The following is a 24,562-nucleotide window of genomic DNA, read 5'->3' as shown; positions in this document are numbered from 1 at the left end:
CTCCCGGCCGCAGGGGTGCGGTTTCTTTCCTTGAGCCACCGCAACGACCGCCGAAATGGGCAGTGGCACGATAGTGGCAGTTCGAGGTGCGTAATTTATAGTAATTCTCATATAGATTTAAAGTATTGCTTCATCTTGCCCGACAAATAGTCGCGAACCTGTAGGAGCGAGCCTGCTCGCGAAGGACTTGAGGGCGACGCGTTTATTCAGGAAGAAACGCGTTATCGGTGACGTCCATCGCGAGCAGGCTCGCTCCTACAGGGGTGATTGTGTCGGCTTGTGTCCGCGCCTAAATTCCCCGCCGCTTTCCTCGTATTAAGGACAGCTCCCCGTCTCTGTCGGCTTCCCGACAGCGTTCAACTGTTGCCGGATTTTGTGCGCAGGCTGAGCGACGGGCCGATATCCATTGGCCGGAACCCTGCATGAAACGTCCCCGACACACCCGACGCGCCCTGCTTGTAGCACTTTGTCTGATCCCTGTTATCGCCGTGGCTGCCTGGCAGGTCATCCCGCCCGGCCGGGACAAATTCGCCACCGTACAAGTCAGTCGGGGTGACATCGAAAGCAGCGTCACGGCGCTTGGCACCCTGCAACCTCGACGCTACGTGGACGTCGGTGCGCAGGCGTCCGGGCAGATCCAGAAGATCCATGTGGAAGTCGGTGATGTGATCAAGGAAGGCCAGTTGCTGGTGGAAATCGATCCGTCCACGCAACAGGCCAAACTCGACGCCGGGCGTTTTTCCGTGGAAAACCTCAAGGCGCAACTCGAGGAACAACGGGCACAGCACGAGCTGGCCCGGCAAAAGTTCCAGCGCCAGCAGAACCTCAAGGCCGGCGGCGCCACCCGCGAAGAAGACGTACAAACTGCCCAGGCAGAGCTGCGCGCCACCCAGGCGCGCATCGACATGTTCCAGGCGCAGATCCGCCAGGCCCAGGCCAGCCTGCGCAGCGATCAGGCCGAGCTCGGTTACACGCGCATTTACGCGCCGATGTCCGGCACCGTGGTTGCACTCGATGCCCGGGTCGGCCAGACCCTCAACGCGCAACAGCAAACACCGTTGATTCTGCGCATCGCCAAGTTGTCGCCGATGACGGTCTGGGCCGAAGTCTCGGAAGCCGACATCGGTCACGTCAAACCCGGCATGACGGCCTGGTTCACCACCCTCAGCGGTGGCAAGCGGCGCTGGAGCAGCACCGTGCGGCAAATCCTGCCGGTGCCGCCCAAGCCTCTGGACCAGACCAGCCAGGGCGGTGGCAGCCCGACCAGTTCGAGCAAAAGCGGCAGCGCTCGCGTGGTGCTGTACACCGTGCTGCTCGACGTCGATAACGCCGACAACGCACTGATGGCGGAAATGACCACACAAGTGTTCTTCGTGTCCGACCAGGCGAAAGACGTGCTCACCGCGCCTATCGCCGCGTTGCAAGGCGGCACGCAACCGAACATCCAGACCGCGCAGGTCGTTGCCAAAAGCGGCCGCATCGAGCAACGCGACGTTCGCACCGGCATCAGCGATCGCCTGCGGGTGCAAATCCTCGATGGCTTGCAGGAAGGCGATCACCTGTTGATCGGCCCGATCGACGGGAGTGGCGGCTAGATGCTGACGCCCCTGATCGACCTGCAGGACATCCGCAAATCCTACGGCGGCGGCGATTCACCTGAAGTTCACGTGTTGCGCGGCATCGACCTGTCGATCCACGCCGGGGAATTCGTGGCGATTGTTGGCGCGTCCGGTTCCGGCAAGTCGACGCTGATGAACATCCTCGGCTGCCTCGACCGCCCGACGTCCGGCGAATACCGCTTCGCCGGGGAGAACGTCGCCGGGCTCGACAGCGATGAACTGGCCTGGCTGCGCCGCGAAGCCTTCGGTTTTGTGTTCCAGGGCTATCACCTGATTCCGTCCGGCTCGGCCCAGGAAAACGTCGAGATGCCGGCTATCTACGCAGGCACCCCGGCCGCCGAACGCCATGCCCGCGCTGCCGCCCTGCTCGACCGCCTCGGCCTCGCCTCACGCACCGGCAACCGCCCGCACCAACTCTCCGGCGGCCAGCAACAACGCGTATCCATCGCTCGCGCCTTGATGAACGGCGGCCACATCATCCTCGCCGACGAACCCACCGGCGCCCTCGACAGCCACAGCGGTGCCGAGGTGATGACGCTGCTGGATGAACTGGCGAGCCAGGGCCACGTGGTGATCCTCATCACCCACGACCGCGAAGTCGCGGCCCGGGCCAAACGCATCATCGAAATCCGCGACGGGCTGATCATCAGCGACAGCGCCCACGACAACCCCGACGTACAAACCTCGGCCAACCCCGGCGCCCTGCAAGCCGTGGATTTGCGCAAGCGCCTGAGCGAAGGCGCGGAGGCCACGGGGGCCTGGAAAGGCGAACTGGTGGACGCCGTACACGCGGCCTGGCGGGTGATGTGGATCAACAAGTTTCGCACCGCGCTGACCCTGCTCGGGATCATCATCGGCGTTGCGTCGGTGGTGGTGATGCTCGCCGTCGGTGAAGGCAGCAAGCGTCAGGTGATGGCGCAGATGGGCGCGTTCGGCTCGAACATCATTTACCTCAGCGGCTCGGCACCGAACCCGCGAACACCGCTGGGCATCATCACCCTCGATGACGTCGCGGCGGTCGGCAGCCTGCCGCAGGTGACGCGCATCATGCCGGTCAACGGCCAGGAGGCCGGGGTGCGCTTCGGCAACCTCGACCACTTGAGCTACGTCGGCGGCAACGACACCAACTTCCCGGCGATCTTCAATTGGCCGGTGGTGGAAGGCAGCTATTTCACCCAGGACGATGAACGCAACGCGGCGGCCGTCGCAGTGATCGGGCACAAGGTGCGGACCAAATTGCTCAAGGATGTGGCCAACCCGATCGGCCAGTACATCCTGATCGAAAACGTGCCCTTCCAGGTGGTTGGCGTGCTTGCGGAAAAAGGTGCCAGCTCCGGCGACACCGACAGCGACGACCGCATCGCCATCCCGTATTCCGCCGCGAGTGTGCGGCTGTTCGGCACCCACAACCCCGAGTACGTGGCCATCGCCGCGGCCGATGCGCGCAAGGTCAAAGAGACGGAAACCGCCATCGAGCAGTTGATGTTGCGCCTGCACGACGGCAAAAAGGATTTCGAACTGACCAACAACGCCGCAATGATTCAGGCCGAAGCGCGCACGCAAAATACCCTGTCGCTGATGCTCGGTTCGATCGCCGCGATTTCGCTGTTGGTGGGCGGGATTGGCGTGATGAACATCATGCTCATGACCGTGCGCGAACGCACCCGCGAGATCGGCATCCGCATGGCCACCGGCGCCCGTCAGCGCGACATCCTGCGGCAGTTCCTCACCGAAGCGGTAATGCTCTCGGTGGTCGGCGGCCTCGCCGGCATTGCCCTGGCGCTGATCGTCGGCGGCGTGCTGATTCTCAGCGAAGTGGCCGTCGCGTTCTCTTTGATAGCGGTACTCGGTGCCTTCGGCTGCGCCCTGGTCACCGGTGTTGTCTTCGGCTTCATGCCGGCCCGCAAAGCTGCCCGGCTCGACCCGGTCACGGCCCTTACCAGTGAATGATCGATCTATGAAAGCGCCACTCAGCCTGTTGACCCTCTGCGTGTTGCTCAGCGCTTGCGCCAACCCCGACCAGCGCCCGGACAGCGGCCTGCAGCCGCCGCCCTCCTGGCAGTCGGCACACCATGAAAACGCCTTGATGCAGAACGCCCAGTGGTGGACGCACTTTGGCAGCCCGCAGCTCGATCAACTGATTGAACAGGCCCGCATCGGCAGTTATGACCTGGCGGCCGCACTGGCCCGGGTGCGTCAAGCGCAAGCCACCACCGTGATCGCCGGCGGTTCGCTGTTGCCGGAAGTGAAGGCTGCGGGGAACGCCAATCGCCAGAAGCTGATGCGCGGCAACGGCTACAGCCAACTGGACGCCGACGACAGCAACAAGGCGGTGGATTACTTCGACGCCAGCCTCAGCGCCAGTTATGAAATCGATTTCTGGGGCGGCCAGCGCGCCTCCCGTGACAGCGCGCAATTCGGCCTGCGAGCCAGTGAGTTCGATCGCGATACGGTTGAGTTGACGCTACTCAGCGCGGTCGCCAGCACCTACGCGCAAGCGTTGTCATTGCAGGAACAGCACCGTATCGCGCAGCTCAATCTGGCGAACGCGCAGAAGGTTCTGAACCTGGTACAAACCCGCTTCGACTCAGGCTCTGCCACGGCTCTGGAACTGGCCCAGCAAAAAAGCCTGGTGGCCGCGCAACAACGGCAGTTGCCGCTGGTGCAGCAACAAGCCGAAGAAGCACGGATCACCCTCGCCGCCCTCCTCGGCCGTCCGGTTCAGGAACTGAAGCTTGATGATCAGCGCTTCGACCAGCTCAGTTGGCCGGTCATCGGTGCGGGCGTGCCCAGCGATTTGCTCAACCGTCGCCCGGACATCGCTCGCGCCGAAGCGCAACTGGCGGCCGCACGCGCCGATGTGACCGTGGCCCGGGCGAAAATGCTGCCCACCGTGACATTGAGCGCCCAGATCGGTTCTGGCGCCGATACGTTCAGCGATGTGCTGCGCAGCCCGTTCTACAACCTCACCGCCGGATTGGTCGCGCCGATTTTCAACAACGGTCGCCTGAGCGCCGAACGCGACAAGGCCACGGCGCGCCAGGAAGAACTGCTGGAAACCTACCGTGGCGCGATCATCAACGGCTTTGCCGACGTGGAAAAAGCCCTGACCGGCATTCGCGGACTGGACGCCCAGCGCCAATGGCAAAGTGAAGAATTGAATCAGGCGCAAACGGCATTCGACATTGCGCAAAGCCGCTATCAGGCCGGGGCCGAGGATTTGCTGACGGTGCTGGAGACCCAGCGCACGCTGTATGCCGCGCAGGATTTGAATGTGCAGCTGCGGTTGGCGAGGTTGCAGGCGAGTGTTGCGTTGTACAAGGCGCTTGGGGGTGGGTGGCAGGTGTTGTGATTGTATTGATAGCAATGGCCCCTTCGCGGGCAAGCCTCGCTCCTACAGGTTAAGTGTCATGCCCCAATCATGCGGCACACCTGAATCCTGTAGGAGCGAGGCTTGCCCGCGAAGAACGATAACGCGGTAATCAAACCGGACTCTGTTTAGCCTTCAAATTCCGCGCATACCAAGGCCGTTGCGGCACCTTGCGGAACAGATCCTCCAGCTTCTTCTCATCTTCACCAAAGGTAATCCGCAGCGCCAGTTTCATGGTTTCCGGGTCCATTTCCACCGACTTGCCCGCCTGCAACCCCGGTGTGGTGTTGCAGCCATGGGTGCTCGGGCCGAGCCACGGATCGTCGATCTCGACCCAGCGACCGGGCGCAAACCACGGTACGCCATTGACCTCCAGCCGCCTGACTTCCCCCGGATGAAAGCGCTCGTGCGCACGGAACCAGTCTTCGAGACGGTCATCGATCCAGCCATGGAAATGCCAGAACACCGGGTTCACATGGGAGGAAAACGGGTCGCCAAGAAAGTCGTTTTCCGCCGCGAACCAACGGGCGGAAAAGTCTGCGGTGTCCCGCGCAAACGGCACAGGCTGGCCGTTGGACGGATCACGGGGCACCGACGCCCAGCGCATGTGCAGCCAGTCATGCAGCCCGAGTTCGACCTCGGAACCGAACTGCCCCAAGGTCAATTTCGACAGGTAACGCGGGTCACGGTATCGCGACTCCCAGACCTGAAAATTGCTGTGGTAGGTCTCGGCAGTCTTGAGATCGGCCACCCACTGCGAATACTCGTCATCGTCTTCGGCGCGCCAGGCCGGCGGCAAAGCGGTGCCGTCGTGGTTGTCGAAGTAACGGGCAAAGGCCTGGCGATCACGCACCAGCTCCGGTTGCGGCAACGGAAACTGCTGCCACGACGGCAAGTCTTGCAGGGAGCGCGCGGTGCCGAGCATGTGCCGGTGCATGAAGAAAAAGTCGATGCCCGAGCCATTGCGGTCCTTGCGCGGCCCGCGCGCATCGCGCTCCTTGTCCCGCAGCCCCGGCTGCCAGCCGATACCGCGCAAGGCGTTGCGCTTGTCTTCGGACAAGGTGTGCCATTTGTCGCGGGAGGCGTGCCAGAGCTGATGGAACAAGCGGTGCTCGGGCGAAATCAGCCACGCCAGCAACGCCGGGCCCAGGCCCGTGCGCTCACGCGCTTCAGGGAACACCTGTTTGACCGCGACGAAACGGTTGTCCTGGGCGGTCAGGGCCAACGGACGATCCAGACGCAGCACACGCCCACTCAAGGTGCCGCTGCCGGCATTGCCGAACGCGGCCCAGACCTCGTCCAGCTTGAAGGTGAATTCGTAGTCCGGCGTCCCCGTTGGGGATCGGGAATCGATCAGGCGCCAGCTCAGCTCTTTGTTATCTACACCTGTCAGATCGCCGAGGACGCGATAGCGCGGTGGCGGTGCGGCACGCAGCGCCTCGAAAGTATCGAGAAAACCGTTGAGCCCACGGCCCTTGTGACCGACGTCGAGCAGCAGTTGCAAGCCCTCGCGAGGCAAGCCGTCGAGCCCCGCGTCACGCCCCTCGAAGCGAATGTCCCAGACGCCCTGCAAGGTGCTGGCCAAACGCTGACCGGCCAAATCCGCGACGTCGAATGATGCTTCGCCGGGGGTAATGGTCGGGTCCGGTTTTGTCAGTTCGCGATGCCCGTAATACGCCGCAGGCAGGGCGGCACCGGTCAGTGCCAGCCCCGCCAGGAACCATCGTCGAGAAATCGTCATTGCCCTACCTGTGTCAGCCATGGAGCAGGCTTTATCCAAGCTAGAACGTTTGTTGCCTCGACAAATTTAAGAGCTTCGCGGGCAAGCCTCGCTCCTACAGGGGTTGTGCGTTGACCTGTAGGAGCGAGGCTTGCCCGCGAAGAGGCCATCAGCCTCACTAAATTTCCCAGCCAGCCACTCGTTCTTCCCAGATAGCAAAGGCCCCCGCGCCTGCACCCTCGACGGCGAACCTGACTGAGATGGCAATGACAAAACCTCGTTCGAAAAAGGCTCTTTTCATTGGCCTGCCCCTGGCGCTGGCCATCGCTGGCGCGGCAGGGTTTGCGGCCTGGGATTACTGGCTCAACGACAACCCCGGCTACCCGGTCGCGGTGATGAAACAGGCCGATGAACTGCAAGAACGCATCCTCTCGTTCGACAGCCACATCACCGTGCCCATGGATTTCGGCACCGCCGAAAACGAGGCCGACAAGGACGGCAGCGGCCAGTTCGACCTGGTCAAGACAGCGCGTGGCCGCCTGTCCGGCGCGGCGCTGACCATTTTCGGCTGGCCCGAAATCTGGAACGGCGACAACGCCCCGCACCGCCCCACCGCCGGGTTCATCGACGAAGCCCGTCACGAGCAGGAGACCCGCTACAAAATCATCACCACCCTGGTGCGCGACTTCCCCAATCAGGTGGCCATTGCCTACACCCCGGACGACTTCCGACGCCTGCACGGCGAAGGCAAGTTCGCCGTGTTCATCAGCATGCTCAACGCCTACCCGCTGGGCAACGACGTCAACGCCCTGGATAAGTGGGCCGCGCGCGGAATGCGCATGTTCGGCTTCAGTTACGTGGGCAACAACGCCTGGGCCGATTCGTCCCGGCCGCTGCCGTTTTTCAATGATTCCCGTGATGCGCTGGGCGGCCTGTCAGAGCTGGGCAAACAAGCGGTGCATCGCCTGAACGACCTCGGGGTCATCATCGATGTGTCGCAAATGTCGACCAAAGCGCTTGAGCAAGTCAGCCAATTGAGCCGCGCACCGATGGTCGCCTCGCACTCGGCGCCACGGGCGCTGGTGGACATCCCGCGCAACCTCAGCGACAGCGAAATGCAGCTGATCAAGAACAGCGGCGGCGTGGTGCAGATCGTCGGCTTCCCGACCTACATCAAGCCGCTGAGCCAGGGCACCCAGGACAAACTCAATGCCCTGCGTGCGCGTTTCGACCTGCAACCGCTGCAAGGCCTGGAGATGGCGCTGATGCCGGGCGACCCGGTGATCACCGTGTGGTCGGAACAGCGTTTCGGCGAATACGCCAGTCAGCTCTACGGCATTGTCGATGAAGAGCCCAAGGCCACCCTCAAGGATTACGGCGACGCCATCGACTACGCCGTGAAAAAAATCGGCATCGATCACGTCGGCATCAGCTCCGACTTCAACGACGGTGGCGGCCTGAACGGATGGAAAGACGTCAGCGAGGCACGCAACGTTACCGCCGAACTGATCAGCCGCGGTTACAGCGAGGCCGACATCGCCAAGCTCTGGGGCGGCAATTTCCTGCGCGTCTGGGATCAGGTGCAGAAGTCCTCCAGACCCGTCGCCAAACACTGACATTCACTTTGCCAAGCGAACCGAATTCATGACCAACCGTCGTACATTCCTCAAGCAGGCCGGCATTGTCGCGGCCGCCATTCCCCTGGGTTCAGCAGTCAGCCTGCCGGCAGTGGCCGCCACGCCGGCGCCGCTACCCAAAGACAAATGGGCGCAGTTTCGCCAGCTGTTCAATCAGGATCCCGATTACCTGCACTTCGCCAACTTCCTGGTGACCTCACACCCTCGCCCCGTGCGCGAAGCCATCGAGATGCACCGCGCCAACCTCGACCGCAACCCCGGCCTGGCGATGGACTGGCATCGCGGCGAAACCGAACGCCGTGAGGAAGACGTGCGCGTGTGGGCCGGCCACTACTTGAAAGCCAAGCCTTCGCAGATCGCCCTGACCGGCAGCACCACCGAAGGCCTGGCGATGATTTACGCCGGCATTCACGTGCGTCCGGATCAGGAAATCCTGACCAGCGAACATGAGCACTACGCCGCCAACAGCGTGTTTGAATTCCGCACGCAAAAGGACGGAACCAAGGTCCGTAAAATCAAATTGTTCGAAGACCCGTACAAGGTCTCGACGAAAGAAATACTGGCCTCGATTGCCCGCAACATTCGCCCCGAGACTCGCGTGCTCGGCATGACCTGGGTGCATTCCGGCAGCGGTGTGAAGCTGCCCATCGGCGAGATCGGCAAACTGGTCGCCGAGAAAAACCGCGACCGCCAGGAAAAGGATCGCATCCTTTATGTGGTCGATGGCGTCCACGGCTTCGGCGTGGAAAACCTCGATTTCCCGGACATGCATTGCGACTACTTCATCGCCGGCACCCACAAATGGATGTTCGGCCCACGGGGCACCGGGATCATCTGCGCGCGCTCCGATGACATGAAGGACCTCACGCCGACCATCCCGACATTCTCCGAAGCGACCACGTTTTCGACCGTGATGACCTACGGCGGCTATCACTCGTTTGAACACCGCTGGGCGCTGACCGAAGCCTTCAAGTTGCATCTGGACCTGGGCAAGGCCGAGGTTCAGGCACGCATCCATGAAATCAACAGCTACCTGAAAAAGCGCTTGCAGGAGCATCCATCGGTGGAGCTCGTCACGCCGTTGTCGCCGGAGTATTCCGCCGGCTTCACGTTCTTCCGGATCAAGAACCGCGACTGCGAAGAAGTCGCCAATTTCCTGATGGACCAGCGCGTGGTCTGCGATGCCGTGGACCGCGATGTCGGCCCGATCATTCGCCTGTCGCCGGGCCTGCTCAACACCGAGGCGCACATCGACCGCGTAATGACGTTGTTGGCCAGCAAGCTCTGAAACACCGATTTCCTTTAGCGAGAATGCATATGAAAAACATCCTGCACAGACTCGGCTTGTCGCTCCCACAACTCGGGGCGCTGACAATCCTGGCATTGCTCGGCACCGCGTTGCCCGGCGCCGCCCAGGCCACCACCGCACCGCTGCCGGGCAAGGTGTTCAAGGATTGCCGCAACTGCCCGGAAATGGTGGTGCTGCCCGCCGGTACCTTCACCATGGGCACGCCGGAAGGTGAAGTCGGTCGCGAACCCGATGAAGGCCCGATGCACGAAGTGACGTTCGACAAGCCGTTCGCCATGAGCCGGTACCAGATCACCGCCGGCGAATGGGACCAGTACCTGAAAGAAACCGGGATCACCATTCCCGACGGCGACACCCGCCCCGGCCGCGAGTGCATCAACAGCAAGCCGCGTTATCCACAAAGCCCGCGTCAGCCGGCGGTGTGCATGAACTTTGCCGAGGTCAGCGCGTATGTCGCGTGGCTGTCGCTCAAGACCGGCCAGCACTACCACATCGTCAGCGAGGCCCAGCGCGAATACGCCGCCCGCGCCGGTTCAACGGGGCCGTTCCCGTTCCCGTTCGATGAAGGTACCGAGTACAGCATCGCCACCCATGCCAATACTTACGGGCCAACCGACGGCTACAGCTACACCTCCCCGGCCGGCAGCTACCCGCCGAACGCCTTCGGCATGTACGACATGCACGGCAACGTCTACGAGTGGATCGCCGACTGCGAACACAGCGATTACGTCGGCGCCCCCACCGACGGCAGCGCGTGGGTCGAACCCAACTGCGAAGCCTTGCAGATTCGCGGCAATGACTGGGGCGAAGCGCCGGTGTTCTCGCGTTCCGGCAACCGCAACAACATCTACCCGCAAACCCGTGGCGACTGGATCGGTTTCCGCGTCGTGCGTGATCTGCCGTCCAAAGGCTGACACCCCTTCCCCTCGGCCGCCGCCAGTCGGCGGCCGTCTAAATTAAACGCCTGGCCACACGTTCTTCTGGGTATCTGCCTCAAGACCCAAGGAACCCTTTCCTCATGACCCAGCCTACGCGCGGTGCAATTCATGAATTGTTCACCCTCCTGAAACCGTTCCGGCTGGTGGTCAGCCTGTCGATCATTCTGGGCATGGTGGGCGGTCTGAGCGTGACGGTGCTGCTGGCCACGATCAACAATGCCCTGCATTCGGAAAGCGGCCTGACCCAGGGCGTGGTCGCACTGTTCGGCGGGCTTTGCCTGTTGGCGCTGGCGAGTTCGATCTGCTCGGACATCGGCACCAACTACGTCGGCCAGCACATCATCGCCAAGCTGCGCAAAGAGCTGGGGGAAAAGGTGCTGTCGGCGCCCATCGAACAGATCGAACGCTATCGCAGCCACCGATTGATCCCGGTGCTGACCCATGACGTCGACACCATCAGCGACTTCGCGTTTGCCTTCGCGCCGCTGGCCATTTCCCTGACCGTGACCCTCGGCTGCATGGGCTACCTGGCCCTGTTGTCGTGGCCGATGTTCCTGATGATGGTGCTGGCGATTGCCATCGGCACCGGCATCCAGTTCTACGCACAGGGCAAGGGCATCAAGGGCTTCATGGCCGCCCGTGACGCCGAAGACGAATTGCAAAAGCATTACAACGCCATCGCCGGCGGCGCCAAGGAACTGCGCATTCACCGTCCGCGCCGCCAGCGCATGTTCACCTCGGGCATTCAGGGCACGGCGGATTTCATCTGCAACACCCAGGTGCGTTCGATCAATACCTTCGTGATCGCCAAGACGCTGGGGTCGATGCTGTTCTTCGTGGTCATCGGCCTCGCGCTGGCCCTGCAATCGTTCTGGCCCAGCGCCGACAAGTCGGTGATGAGCGGCTTCGTCCTGGTGCTGCTGTACATGAAAGGCCCTATCGAGCATCTGGTCGGCACCTTGCCGGTGGTCAGCCGGGCGCGGATTGCCTTCCGCCGCATCGCTGAACTGTCGAGCCGGTTTTCCTCGCCCGAGCCGCACCTGCTGCTCAACGACACCGGCAAAAAACCGGCCGTGGTCAACAGCCTGCAACTGGACAACGTCAGCTATGCCTTCCCGGCTGCACCGGGCAGCGAAGCATTCCGCCTGGGGCCGGTGAACCTGACCATCGAACAGGGCGACATCATTTTCATCGTCGGCGAAAACGGCTGCGGCAAGACCACGCTGATCAAGTTGTTGCTGGGGCTTTATGCGCCGCAACAAGGCGCAATCCTGCTCAACGGCGAAGGTGTCGATGCGCAGAACCGTGACGACTATCGCCAACTGTTCACCACGATTTTTGCCGACTACTACCTGTTCGATGACGTGGTGCAAGGCGATCAGCACATTCCCGAAGACGCCAACAAATACCTGCAACGCCTGGAAATCGCGCACAAGGTCAGCGTCAAGGACGGCAGTTTCACCACCACCGACCTGTCCACCGGCCAGCGTAAACGCCTGGCACTGGTCAATGCCTGGCTGGAAGAACGCCCGGTGCTGGTGTTTGACGAATGGGCGGCCGACCAGGACCCGACCTTCCGCCGGATCTTCTACACCGAGCTGCTTCCGGACCTGAAGCGCCTGGGCAAAACCATCATCGTCATCTCCCACGACGACCGCTATTTCGACATGGCCGATCAGTTGGTTCGCATGGAATCAGGACGTGTGGTGACGGAGCGGGCGACCGCCTGAGCAGCGTTGAATCCATATACCTCGACTATTTTCGGAGTTTGTTTTCCGGTTTCGTCGGGGTGATGCGTCTAATAATAATTATCATTAACTAAAAAATCTGCACACCTTAGGAGCGATTTGAGCAATGCAAAGCCCTACCCTGTCCCGCGCGCCGTTGGCACTGGCCATCGCGCCGCAAAAGAAATTCCGAACAGTCGTACCGGGTGCGTTGCTGACCCTGTTGCTGCTGGGCACCTCTCAGGTCCAGGCCGCGCCGGTGAACGTCAACGTGCCTGCGCAATCGCTGGCCAGCGCGCTGCAGCAACTGGGTCAACAGACCGACCTGCAGATTCTGTACAGCCAGGACATGGTCAACGGCCTCAAGTCCACGGCGGTTTCCGGCAATCTGGAGCCGGAACAGGCATTGAATACGTTGCTGCTGGGGAGCGGCATTACGTTTCAACTGACTGGCAACACCGTTTCGCTGATTCCGGTCGCGGGTAACTCCAGCGCGCTGCAACTGGGCGCGACCGCCATTTCCGGCGTGGCGCCGGGGCCTACCACTGAAGGCACGCATTCCTACACCACCGATCAAGTGAGCATCGGCAAGGGCAACATCAAGCTCAAGGACATCCCGCAGTCAGTGTCCGTCGTCACGCGCCAGCGCATGGACGACCAGAACATGAACAGCCTGCAAGACGCAATGCGCCAGGTCACCGGCGTCACCATCAAGACGTACAACTCCGGCTCCAGCCTGAACGACGTCTACATGCGCGGCTTCCTCGTCGACCAGGTACAGGTTGACGGCGTATCGCAACCGACCGGCCAGGGCGACTTGGGCACCAGCTTCGACCTCGCGATGTACGATCGTGTCGAAGTGCTGCGCGGCCCATCCGGCCTGTATCAAGGCGCTGGCGAACCCGGCGGCACCATCAACGTGGTGCGCAAGCGTGCCCTGAACAAATTCGCCCTCGGCGGCGAGCTGGGCGCAGGTTCCTATGACCACTACCGCTCGATGGTGGACGTCACCGGCCCGCTGAACGATCAAGGCACCGTGCGCGGTCGCTTCATCACCGCTTACGAAAACAACAAATCCTACGTCGACTCTGCCCAGAACGAACGCCCGATGGTGTACGGTCGCCTGGAGTTCGACCTCGCCCCATCTACCACCCTGTCGGTGGGCGGCGCCTACCAGCAAAACCACTCCACCCCGGCGTTCGGCTTGCCGGCCTTTGCCGACGGCAAGTTGCTGGACGTGCCGCGCTCGACGTTCGTCGATGCCAAGTGGAACACCCTGAACGAGAAAGTCTGGGAGTCCTTTGCCGAGGTCGATCACGCGCTGGACAACGGCGGTCAGTTCAAGACCACCGTCACCTACCGCGACGCGGAAACCCCACAGCGTAACTTCACCTGGGCCGACGGTGCCGTCGATCCGGCTACCGGCGACAGCTCGGCCGTGGCGTACGACTACTACACCCACATCAAAACCATCGGCGTCGACAGCTTCGTCACCACGCCGTTCGAATTCGCGGATCGCAGACACGAGTTCACCGTGGGTGCCGAGTACCAGCACCTCGACAAAGACTTTGAATACGGTGGCGGCGAGTACTTCCCGATCAACGTCTACAACCCGGGCAGTATCGATATTCCCAAGAACGACTACGAGCGCAACAACGGTAACTGGTCAAAATCCGACCAGTACGGCCTCTATACCCGCGCCAAGTTCAACGTCACCGACTGGCTCGACGTGATCGGCGGCAGCCGCGTGACCTGGTACGAAAGTGACGCGAAGAACGCCAACGCCTTCTTCAACAGCTTCGGCGAAGCCCACACCAGCATCAACCGCAAGGTCGTGCCTTACGGCGCCATCATCGCCAAGCTGACCCCGGAACTGTCGGCCTACGCCAGCTACACCGGCGTGTTCAAGCCACAAAGCGAGCTCGACAGCGACAACTCGCCCATTGGACCGCGTAAAGGCAAGCAATATGAAGTCGGCCTCAAGCGCGAGTTCTACGACGGCCGCCTGAACGCCAGCATCGCGATGTTCCGCATCTACGATGAAAACCGTGCTCAATTCAACGCCGACACCGGTGGAAACGAAGCACAAGGCAAGGCGCGCAGCCAGGGCTGGGAAACCGAGTTGAGCGGTAACCTGACCGACAACTGGAGCATCGTCACCGGTTACGCCTTCACCACCACCAAATTGTTGAAATCTGACGACGCGACCGAAGGCAGCACCTTCAGCACCATCACGCCGAAGCACAACTTCAACCTGTGGACCAAATACGAATTCGCTGACGGCCCGCTCAAAGACTTCAGTGTCGGCGGCGGCGTGCGCGTAGTCAGCAAGACCTGGTACCAGCGTGAAGTACGCTTCGAACAAAGCGGCTACGGCATCGCCACCGCGCAGGTTGGCTACAAGTTCAACGAGAACCTGTCGGCGACACTGACTGGCAACAACCTGTTTGATAAAAAGTACTACGATCGCGTGGATGCTTCGTGGGGGACTAACTTCTATGGTGATCCGCGTAATCTGACGTTGACGTTGCGGGCTCAGTACTGAGTTTCGGGATAGTCAAAAAGCTACACACCACCGGGCCGCTTGCGGCCCGGTTTTGGTTTTGAAGATTGGTTGATATGGCCGAGATTGAGTCGTCGGGGGATTGTAGCAACGCCGACGCATTGATCTAACCTGCCATCTCTGGGTGATGGCGCGTTTTTTCCAAGACCCCAATATCAATTAACGGTGATCAGAAAAACCCTAAGTATTGCAATTGATTTACGCCATCTTTAAAGTCTGCCCACCGTCGTACAGGGGCCGTTTGACTGGTCATCACGACGTATCGAAGCCCACTTGGAAAACATAAGGATATTACTGCAATGGATGCTCCAAACAACAGTGCACAATTATTCGATAGCGTTGTAGGCAGTCTCAAGGACATCAACCCTTGGGTCACCGCCGGAATAACATTAACTCTTATTATATGGGCTATATTTCGAGCTCGCTCAGCGCACTTCCTATTTGACCGTATTTGGCGACTTATCGGCGGTGGAAACATAAACCACTCTACGCTAAAACAAGACTGGTCAGATATTCGTGACGTTGAAGGTTTTAGATTTCGCACCGGTATCAACTTCCCATCAATGGAGGTACTACTCACCACACTAGAATGGGCAAAAAAACATAACATCAATATAGGAGACTTATCTTTCTCACGTGGCTGGATGCGTGAGCGCCCATGGATATTCGGAACTCCATGGATGAAAACAATAACATTTTTCGCAGGCACTGCACTCATCCCACTATTTATTCTATTGGCTGGCTCAGCCTACTTTCTTGCCAACGACAGCGTATTATTGACCATCAAGTCATCAAAAGTAAGCTTTTGGACAAATGGCTCTACAGCAACAGATTTCATTCTTGAACGAAGCGTCCCTGAATTTTCAGTCACCCTTCAAAACTGCAACAAACTATCCAATCCAGGTTTAACTAGCGACGACATTAAAGTTATCTGTAAAACACTTGATACAGATAACGCAGAAAAAATCAAAAAAAACATGGTTGAACAAAGACTCATCGCTGCGTATTTCATGGTGTTGCTGACGTTCATTTTAGTGGTGATATTACGGGCAGTAGCTCAAGCTCAAATGGCGAACAGATTACGTATAACGCCTCCACCGACGGCCAATTCGTCTGATTCTCACACTGCTCTCCCATCTGACAAACAAGCTTCTCTCGCCCCAACCCTCCAAGAAGAACAAGAGGTTGTAACACCACCAAACGCTGTCACGCCGCATAATAGTTGATGTATTTATGTTTGATCCGGATTTTTACTGATTTAAGCCAGTCCTGATTTTTACGGACACCGAGACGTGTGAAACGCAAAACACCGCCTCTATTAGAACTGGCAAATCAGCCCCCCCCAAAAAAACATCAATCAATAACCGAAGGGGCACTTACACTCCTTCATCGCATCAGCCCCCTGAATATTAAATGCAGGAAAACATGGCTCTCCACCTTCTAAATTCCGAAGATTTACGCTCAGCATGTCGACAACGATTAGAATCATGTGAGCTTTGGCTTCGCGCCTTGATTCATGACACGCTGCTACGAGAGTTTGGCGAGAATTACACTGACACTGCAAAAATTGGCGACCTCAGCGTTTTCCAATCAAAAATCAAAGAGCGGATACAATCTTATCAAAACGAAAATCCATCGCAGTACCCTAGGCCTGTCGACACGTTAACATTTGAACATCTTGGAAGTATTATAGGAAGAGATGACAACTACAATAAGTTTTTCAGGGCATCTCTGGAATCTGAATTTATTTTTAGCTCAAAGCATGTAAAACACATAGTTAGCATTCTGGCAGGACATAGAAATGCTTTATATCATGCAAACTCACCGACCTTATCGCTTCATGCCGTCGAACAAATACTATGTTATGGAAATGACATAATTGAATCCATCAAGGCACACTACTCCAAGATGAGCGCTCAAGACAAATTCCCTGCCCCTACATTCACCAGATATTCGGACTCACTTGGAAACGTCAAATATCTAAACGAAATACAAAATCATTTTTCCCTCACTACAAAACCTTTATTCTTAGGCGACACAGTAAGATTCGAAGTCGAAGTTGATTCGAGCTACTCCCCTGACGAATACACTATTACTTGGCGCATCAAGGGTGAGCCGGTAGCTAATGGATACGTGTGCGAGCTGGAGTTAAAAAACAATCACGTGGGACAAAAATTTGGACTGCAAGTAGACTTGACCTCAAAGAAAGACTGGCATCGAATGGGTGGAAACTTAGATGCATTACTAACATTGAATTACGAGGTACTCCCAATGCCGCACATATAGATACATACAACCTGACTTTTGCAGCAGTGCTTGTTTAAAACAAACACCTGAACCGATTATTTCTCATAGGATAATCAGTGGATTCATAATCGTCTTTGTCCATTTCAGGGTGAGGTGGGGCACTCAACGGGACGAGAGACGCAATAAGAGATCCAGCTCAGGCTGTATCGTCCAGATGATTGCCAAAGGTGGCTTGAACCACCGTTTATATTTGTGGCCAGTCGGATGCCGCTGTGCTGCATTCGACCCACTCAAATTCTGCGATGGAGTAGACGCAGTAGCGCGCTACTTTTGTAATCTCTGCTCCCTGTAGTTATAAAAGGCGTGGCCAAATCGTTGCCGCTCGAATGCTCCTTGGTTCCAAAGGGTTAAGAATTCATCGAAGGCAGTGCTCTCAATTTCCCAACCCAACCTGCTTTCCACGTGAACCCCGACCTCTGGTGAGTGCTAGCAGATCTACCTACTAGGTTGACTCGAAATTAAGCCGTTTCCTGCTAGTCTCCAGCTGGTGGCTTTTTTCCGTTTCCGGTGAAGCAACAACTCTGTGGTCTCAAATATATGGAGAGCTTGAGTAATGAATAAATTCAGGAGCGTCACGAAAAAAACAAACAGCAGATTCATGCCAATCCCGACGTTCGCGTTTTCAATACTTATTTCCTACGCCTGCAGCGTAAACGCTCTCTCTTACACTCCTGGCTTTGAAAACTCAACGCCACCTCGTAAGGGAGAGGTCGCTGAATGGCCGAAAGAGAAATTCAAAGCTAATTACAATTTTCCGATGACAGTGGCAGACCAATCGAATCAGCCTTGGATGGTGAAGAATCCAAAGATATTGAGCGAGCGAGCGGACTACTACAAGGCGGTCCTCGATTATGGTTTGCAAGCACTGGACGGTGATATGACCAATGGGTGCCCACAAGCTTCAGCGGATTGGTTTCATGCACCGTGGATGACACGTGGTCCTAGCGGTAGAGAACCATTATGTGGTTTAACAAAAGAGCGCAGTACAAGAGCAGGCTATGTCTACCCCTCCCTAACAACAAAACGTCAAGCATGGGCTGTCGGATTATATAACAACACAGGTGGATACCAGTTTGGTCAAGTATGGAAAGACAAAAACAATCCAGATCTGACTAAATTAAATTTTCAGAATGGCTCATTTGTAATTAAATTTCTGTTTGTGGATATTGATAAGAATGATAAGGAATACACCCATCTGATTGGATCGCCAGAGTGGAAAGCGCACGTCTATCTAGATGAGAAGGAGTCAACAGTTATAGATCGTGAAGGCAAACGCAAAACTAAGCCCATGAAGTTAATTCAGATTGACTTTGGTGTTAAGGATCAACGTTTCTCATCAACTACTGGCTGGATCTTCGGAACCTTTATGTACAACAATCAAACCGGGGAAGAGCCTGCAAACTGGAGGGATAACCTCGTCCCCGTAGGTTTAGCCTGGGGTAACGATCCAGGAAAAACAGATAGTGCATCTTTTTCTGAAGGTTTTTTGAGTGATGAGATAAAATCGCTTAGAAGTACTGGGGTTCTGTTCGACCCTAATAAAAGAACATATTTTGGTGCGAATGATCGCGTAAATGGCCCCATTGACAACCCAGAGTCTTCATGCCTGTCTTGCCACGGAACTGCTCAGGTTCATGCCAAAAAAAGCATTTGGCAACCAATAACGCCAGCGATAAAAAATGGCGCTAATGCCCCTGAAGAAATTAGAATGCTGTGGTTCAGGAATATCAAATCAGGTGAGCCTTTTGTTTTTACGGACGCTCAACTTAGCGAAGTCAGCAACCCAGTGGGCCAGCCAATTGAATGGACTCCTCCGCTCATGAAAGAGTTCGTCTCCACCGATTACTCGCTTCAAATGCGCATGGGCATCGAAAACAAATACGAAGAAGAGTTGACAAAAAAGGCAAAAACACCGCAGCAATTCAAAGATTTGAATATGTTTTACCATAAGATCTCTCGGTAAAAACTACACAAACTTAGATACTAGCCCGCGAAGCGGGCTTTCTACCTTCGATTAGCTAGCCGGCTTTTATTATTCATTATCGTCAACTCTCTGCACCTTAACGTCGATATTAATCCGCAAGCGACCACCTACATCATTATCGGGCTAGCAAAGTTCACGCCTAAGACTAACCCGCATTCGTAGCTACGGTAGCAAGCAGTCACTTGTACGTGTCAGCTACTCGCAGTTGATTAAAAAGGAGACCTGTACGAGCTTCAATTTCTTTGATGGAGGTCTGCGAATATGCGCCAAAGTAGATTTCATCGGTAATTGGCCCTTGCTTTCGTATTTCGTCTGACTGGTCGAGTACAAAGCCTGCGGTTTGAAGTCGATCTTGCTCAACCCAAGCCACGATCTTCCAAAACCTGGAAGGAACGCGCATTCCCTTGAACCGATTTGACTCCGGTACTGAAGCCTTCAATTCGTAAAAAAATTTGTCCTCCACATCGAAAATAGGCCCAGCGAAATAACTCACACGATTCCCTTCTTCAAGGTGCCGGGTGATAAGGTCTTCGAGATCCCCCCATTCGACGTTGTTGAAATTGGCAATCATCGGGGTTGCGTTTGTGATGACAAACGAGTGTTGGTCGGCAAGGGATAACGTTTCATCATTAGCCCCTTGCACCGCGTCCTCGCGCTTGAACAGATGCCCCCTCTGTATGGCGGTACTAAATATCGAGTCGTCAGGTTGATGCTGATCGTCAAGTCTGGGGTCAAGTGTCCAGCTAGGTCTCTTGGGCATTGCTCCTTGCATTATCTTTTTCCACAGTAAAGAGCCATTCACATTTCCTGCTGCATAGATTGCCGTGCGCCGTCGTGCGTGCATGACAACCGAGTAATTCAGGTACTTCAGCACGTACTCGTCTAGATCCCGCAGTTTTGCTACCTCTTTGATCACTTCATGTGATAGTTCGGGTAGACCCACCTCAAATCCTTCGCCGAGAAAACTCGATTGATAGCCTGCGGCACCATTGAACAGGCTTGGTTTACGACGAATAAGTTTCTCTTGAGTATCACTCAGATCTAAAGCTAATGGTCCAGGAGTAATCAGGGGGGCGGTAGACCTGTCCACAGGTCCGAGCTTGGGATCTTGAGATACAGCCAATATGTGATTCAGAGCAGCTTGCGCATGAATGGAGGCTTCATTATCGAGTAGTGCTTTCTGCCTTAGAGATGCATAAATGCGGCTCACTCTTGTGCCTTCATTGGCCACATAAGCAATGCTGCTTTTCGCATCGCCATCACGGGCCAGCGTATCGTCCAGGCGCATAACCCTGAGCTCGCCGTTTACAGCTTTCATCAAAGGAACGCCACCTCTATGCAACGCCACAACGAACCACTCATCAGTGCATACCGGTGCCCCGGATGAGCCCTTCAGTGTGTCAGAGCCATAGAACAGTGAATTGAGCTTACCCGAGTTATCCAGCACATCTTTTGGCGGTTCCATGAAATAGTTGTCACGAAGGACAATTTTCTTTCCTTGGCCAAGAGGGTGTTGAATTATATTTGCCGCCTGTCTGCGATTCGGATCGAGCTTTCCTGTCTGTTCAAACATCCGAAGGAAGCCAAACTGCGAAAGCTCATCACCTTGCGAAGTCGTTGGGCTGACAGCAACAAAGCAGTAATCCAACTCACTGTCCGCGATATAAAGCTCTGATGGCTGAAGGTCAAACAGTTTCGGAGACTTAGGCTTTCCATCAAGTCCGTCCTCCATGTCAAAGGCTACAAAGGAAGTAGCTGCAAAATCCTCTGAGGGTAGAACATGATGATTCGTAAGTAACAGGCCCGGAGCTACAAGAAACCCTGTCGCGTCTCCCTCCGTATCCACATATCCGCGCACCGTAATTTTTCCAACGGCTCGGGCAGCCAGGAGCGCTACATGAAGGAATCGAATCGGGCGCAGGTCGTTGTCGGCAAAAGAGGCCTCGTTGCGTGCATCGGCGACGTCCAAGAACTGTGGCAGTTCTGGTGGAATATCTATGCCAGGCTCAAGCTTTGGCAGATTCTCCTTTAGAACATTAGCGATTACGCTGAGGCGATCAGTTGTTGATGTAAATAGATTGGCATTGCGCAAGCCAAGTCTTAGTCGCTCAACAGCGACAATAGGCGTTGGAGCTTCAGCTTGTGCCTCAACAAACTCTTTGTAACGCTCTGCTGCCTTTTCAAGGTCCGCCAGTGTGACGTCCATGTGCAAGCCTCCGAAATTGGTCAGAATCTGATCCTTAGAATAGACACTCGCCTGAGATTTGTTGGGTTGAAAGCTTATTGAACATAAGCGTCCGCCCTGCGCACCTCGCGTGGTTAGATGGGCACTCAGATCAATCCCACTGCGGACACGACACTGGCGGAGATTTTAGAAACGGCTGAGTGGGCAGGGCTGACGCAAATTGAGATTTTCGAGTACATCGGTTGATGCGACGTGCAGCGACCATCGACGCGCGCCTCGGCAGATGGACCGCTACTGGCTGATAGTTGCTTTGGGAATTCGCAGATACCAGCTACAACTCTAACCTTTGCTCCATGATGATCGTGCGCTCGGCACCGTGAAATTCGTCTCGGACTTTTTTGAATCCAAGCGATGCGTAAAAGCCTACTGCGGTAATTGAAGAAGGGACGCGCAACAGCTTGATGCCCACGCCTACGGCGGCTGACTGGATCTTTACCATTAGCTGTTTTCCAATGCCCTTCCCTTGATGGGAGGGGTTGACGAACACACTTCGAACGACGTCCTGATCGAGACTGGCAGTTGCAACAACTTGGTGACCAATTGTTGCTACGTAGACCTGACGTTGAGTCAGAAAATGAAGGATCGCCTCTGGGGAGAAGCTTTGCTCCACTAGATCGATGACGGTTGGTGTGTAGTCCTTCGCGTTGGTTTCACGTAGCGCGTCGCAGACGACTCGGCTAATGGCGATTGCGTCTTCGCTTGTGGCAATTCGGATCAGGCAGTCCATTTGAGTGCTTCTTTCCGTGTGGTTGGCTGATCGTAAAGGGAGGCGGCTTGTTGGCCCAGTCTGTCGTTACCTTTGCTGAACGACAACTTGTTCGACCGCAGGTTGAACCGACATTCAACCAGCATCGTGCGTGTTGCGCTTTGATTCGATGAGGGCTCGCATATCAGCCATCACCTGATCATGCGGGACATTCGGTCGTGGATCATCGAGCGAAGCTTGCACTTTTGCACGAAACCAAAGGTCGTAACTGGCAGCCTGCTCTTCGGTTTCGAACTCTGAAACAGTGGGGGAAAGTTCGGCACTCATAGTCAGCTCCAGTGCTCATTATTCATCAGCCTAATGGGTATGCGGCTGGCTGTCCGCCCCCCTACCAAACTGGATGCAGGCCATTCGCTTCAGTACCCGACCTAGTAGAAGTCGTAGTAAAGCACCCACTCCCCCGTACTTTTGCTCTTCCAGAACATCAGGCTCCCGCAATCCACCACGTTCAGGTTGATTTTCGTGTCGGAGGAAATCTGGAACACGAATTCAAAATCATCACCGAGGTCCACGCCGGACTGGCAGAACGAGGGGTAGCCGCCAATCTTGTGTTCGTAGGTGTGAGTCACGAGGTCTGAGTAGCTTTCTATCTCGCCCGTCCGCTGAAGGCTGCAAATTTCCTCTTCAAGGTCCGCCGGTGCACCACCGCCATCCCACAGTGGAAAGTCCTCTGCGACCCGTTCGGCCAGCAACGGAAAGGGCTTGAGGTATGAACCTGCTACCGGCAGCTCTTTGCGGACAAGTACATCGTCAAATCCATACTCCCTGATCAGCCAGTTGTTCCCCATCGGGTCCAGCGCTTCCGGCAAGGGACTGGAAACAAACAAGGTAAGGACGCGAACGCCGTCCAGCGCCGGACTGTTAAACGGCAGGCTGGGGAGGTGGAATTGTGCAAAGGGATGCAGTTCAGCTCCGGCGTCGTTTCTCGGGACGCATTCATCCGGGCGAAACAGGAATACGTTTCCAAGCCAGCTTTCGTCATCCGTATGGGTGGGACGAAATCCGCCGGCGACGAATTTTGTAGCGGGTCTGGCCAAGCGTCTTTTGATTTCCTGGATGTTCATACCGGTACATCACTCCATTGCCAACTGCAGGGAGCCACAACGCTATACGGCGAACGTCCGAGCGCCAACCCTAAAAAGATGTCGGAAATTTCCCCGGAATTTTCGCGTTTTACCTCGGGTGTAGGAAGCCGGTGAATGGCGCGGTAGGCGGTCAGTCAGACCGCGTTATCGTTTATCGCCAGCAAGCCGGCTCCTACAGGCGATCCGGGCGACACGGTTTGTCTGGTTCACCGCGGGGGCCATCGCCGGCAAGCCGGCTCCTACAGATCACGATTAACCCAGGCTTTCAGTGATCTGCGCCGCCAGTTGCTCCAGCATCGCCGGTACTTCCTGGACCATCTCCCCCATCCGTGCGAAGTCGTGGGTCATTCCGGCTTTCACGTCCAGCACTACGGGTTGTCCGGCGGCACGCAATTTTTCGGCCCAGGCCAGGCCTTCATCCAGCAACGGATCGTATTCGGCCAGCCACAGTACGGTCGGTGTCAGCCCTTGCAGGGTCTCGGCGAACAACGGGGAAAAGCGCCAGTCGCGGCGATCATCAATGCTGCGTTGATACTGCTGATAGAACCATTCCAGCGTGGTCGCTTCCAGCAGGTAGCCTTCGGCGAAACGTGCAAGCGACGGGCGTTTTTCCACGGCGTCGATCACCGGGTACAACAGCACTTGCAGCCGTGGCGTGAGCAGCCAGGCCTGTGGGTCCTGGGCGATAGCAATCGACAAGGAAGCCACCAGGCTGCCACCGACGCTGTCTCCCGCCAATGCGATACGTGCCGGGTCCAGCCCGAGCGCACCGGCGCCGGTGGTGGCGAGCCAGTGCGTCACGTCTTCGGCATCCTCGTAGGCGACAGGAAAACGGTGTTCCGGGGCCAGTCGATAATCCGCCGACAGCACCGCAAAACCACCCGCCAGCGCCAGTCGGCGACACAGGGTGTCGTGGGAATCGAGGCTGCCGACCACGTAACCGCCGCCATGGAAATACAGCAGCACCGGGCGCTCCTGCGTGCCCAGTGATGGGCGAGCGTAGAGGCGCGCATTGAGCAGATGGCCGTCGCGGGCCGGAATGCTGACCGCAGTCACGGTCAGCGCGCCCATCGGTGCGGCGTCGAGCAGCTGCGAGGTTTGTTCGAATTGCTGGCGCGCTTCGGTCGGGTCCAGCTCGTGCATGGGCAGGCTTTTGCCGGTGAGGCGGCCGAACTCGGCCAGCTCTAGAAAACCTTCGATGTCCGGGTGCAGTGCCATGGGCGGTGGTCTCCAAAAAATAAAAAGCTCGCCCTATAAACGAACCGTGAGGGCCGTTCATTAGGGCGAGCTTG

The 24,562-nt window shown here is 57.0% G+C and carries 17 protein-coding genes; 11 read left to right on the top strand and 6 right to left on the bottom strand.

All coding sequences use genetic code 11. The features are described 5' to 3' along the window. Positions 1–422 precede the first annotated feature (422 nt). Genes IB246_RS20280 through IB246_RS20270 form a run of 3 tightly spaced genes read left to right on the top strand, consistent with a single transcriptional unit; the run spans position 423 to position 4,971 of the window. Entirely contained in the window at positions 423–1,595 is a 1,173-nt protein-coding gene (locus IB246_RS20280) for an efflux RND transporter periplasmic adaptor subunit (RefSeq protein ID WP_008039986.1), read from the top strand. Next, the gene (locus IB246_RS20275; protein WP_008039985.1) at positions 1,596–3,569 is read left to right on the top strand and encodes a MacB family efflux pump subunit; all 1,974 of its coding nucleotides are present in this window, start codon (positions 1,596–1,598) and stop codon (positions 3,567–3,569) included. A 7-nt stretch (positions 3,570–3,576) separates the two neighbouring features. After that, a complete protein-coding gene (locus IB246_RS20270) occupies positions 3,577–4,971 on the top strand; it encodes an efflux transporter outer membrane subunit (protein ID WP_008039982.1) in 1,395 nt (464 codons plus the stop codon). A gap of 130 nt (positions 4,972–5,101) precedes the next feature. On the opposite strand, the gene IB246_RS20265 is transcribed toward IB246_RS20270, so the two are convergent. Next, a complete protein-coding gene (locus tag IB246_RS20265) occupies positions 5,102–6,730 on the bottom strand; it encodes a hypothetical protein (RefSeq protein ID WP_008039980.1) in 1,629 nt (542 codons plus the stop codon). 245 nt (positions 6,731–6,975) lie between these two features. Here IB246_RS20265 and pvdM point away from each other — a divergent pair, with 245 nt between their 5' ends. The 8 genes from pvdM to IB246_RS20225 all read left to right on the top strand — a co-directional run bounded on the left by pvdM (position 6,976) and on the right by IB246_RS20225 (position 19,153). Beyond that, entirely contained in the window at positions 6,976–8,325 is a 1,350-nt protein-coding gene (gene pvdM, locus IB246_RS20260) for a pyoverdine-tailoring dipeptidase-like protein PvdM (RefSeq protein WP_008039979.1), read from the top strand. Between the two features lie 28 nt (positions 8,326–8,353). Then, positions 8,354–9,634 (top strand): aminotransferase class V-fold PLP-dependent enzyme, encoded by a 1,281-nt coding sequence (locus tag IB246_RS20255; protein ID WP_008039978.1) that lies wholly within the window; start codon positions 8,354–8,356, stop codon positions 9,632–9,634. 29 nt (positions 9,635–9,663) lie between these two features. Continuing rightward, entirely contained in the window at positions 9,664–10,569 is a 906-nt protein-coding gene (locus IB246_RS20250; protein WP_008032321.1) for a formylglycine-generating enzyme family protein, read from the top strand. 104 nt (positions 10,570–10,673) lie between these two features. Further along, positions 10,674–12,323 (top strand): cyclic peptide export ABC transporter, encoded by a 1,650-nt coding sequence (locus tag IB246_RS20245; RefSeq protein WP_008039977.1) that lies wholly within the window; start codon positions 10,674–10,676, stop codon positions 12,321–12,323. 124 nt (positions 12,324–12,447) lie between these two features. Next, positions 12,448–14,865, top strand: a complete 2,418-nt coding sequence (locus IB246_RS20240) for a TonB-dependent siderophore receptor (RefSeq protein ID WP_008039969.1) — start codon at positions 12,448–12,450, stop codon at positions 14,863–14,865. Positions 14,866–15,182: 317 nt separating this feature from the next. Then, positions 15,183–16,109, top strand: coding sequence for a DUF6216 family protein (locus IB246_RS20235; protein ID WP_008039968.1), 927 nt, complete (start codon positions 15,183–15,185; stop codon positions 16,107–16,109). Positions 16,110–16,308: 199 nt separating this feature from the next. Further along, positions 16,309–17,169 (top strand): hypothetical protein, encoded by an 861-nt coding sequence (locus IB246_RS20230; protein ID WP_008039967.1) that lies wholly within the window; start codon positions 16,309–16,311, stop codon positions 17,167–17,169. Positions 17,170–17,743: 574 nt separating this feature from the next. Beyond that, positions 17,744–19,153 carry a hypothetical protein gene (locus IB246_RS20225; protein WP_008039965.1) on the top strand — a complete coding sequence of 470 codons (1,410 nt, stop codon included), beginning with the start codon at positions 17,744–17,746 and terminating at the stop codon, positions 19,151–19,153. 199 nt (positions 19,154–19,352) lie between these two features. On the opposite strand, the gene IB246_RS20220 is transcribed toward IB246_RS20225, so the two are convergent. From IB246_RS20220 to IB246_RS20200, 5 genes are all read right to left on the bottom strand, one after another. Then, a complete protein-coding gene (locus tag IB246_RS20220; RefSeq protein WP_008039963.1) occupies positions 19,353–21,380 on the bottom strand; it encodes a DNA/RNA non-specific endonuclease in 2,028 nt (675 codons plus the stop codon). Between the two features lie 310 nt (positions 21,381–21,690). Further along, a complete protein-coding gene (locus tag IB246_RS20215) occupies positions 21,691–22,146 on the bottom strand; it encodes a GNAT family N-acetyltransferase (RefSeq protein WP_008039961.1) in 456 nt (151 codons plus the stop codon). Between the two features lie 114 nt (positions 22,147–22,260). Next, positions 22,261–22,452, bottom strand: coding sequence for a hypothetical protein (locus IB246_RS20210; protein WP_008039958.1), 192 nt, complete (start codon positions 22,450–22,452; stop codon positions 22,261–22,263). A 101-nt stretch (positions 22,453–22,553) separates the two neighbouring features. Next, the gene (locus IB246_RS20205; protein ID WP_008039957.1) at positions 22,554–23,249 is read right to left on the bottom strand and encodes a DUF1963 domain-containing protein; all 696 of its coding nucleotides are present in this window, start codon (positions 23,247–23,249) and stop codon (positions 22,554–22,556) included. A gap of 273 nt (positions 23,250–23,522) precedes the next feature. Continuing rightward, complete coding sequence (locus IB246_RS20200) at positions 23,523–24,488, bottom strand: alpha/beta hydrolase (protein ID WP_008039956.1); 966 nt, start codon at positions 24,486–24,488, stop codon at positions 23,523–23,525. Positions 24,489–24,562: the final 74 nt, after the last annotated feature.

Origin of the sequence: Pseudomonas sp. PDM01 (genome assembly GCF_014852325.1) — a bacterium.
Lineage (GTDB): Bacteria > Pseudomonadota > Gammaproteobacteria > Pseudomonadales > Pseudomonadaceae > Aquipseudomonas > Aquipseudomonas migulae.
The sequence above is the reverse complement of the archived record's forward strand: the minus strand, read 5'-3'. Positions and strand labels throughout refer to the sequence as shown.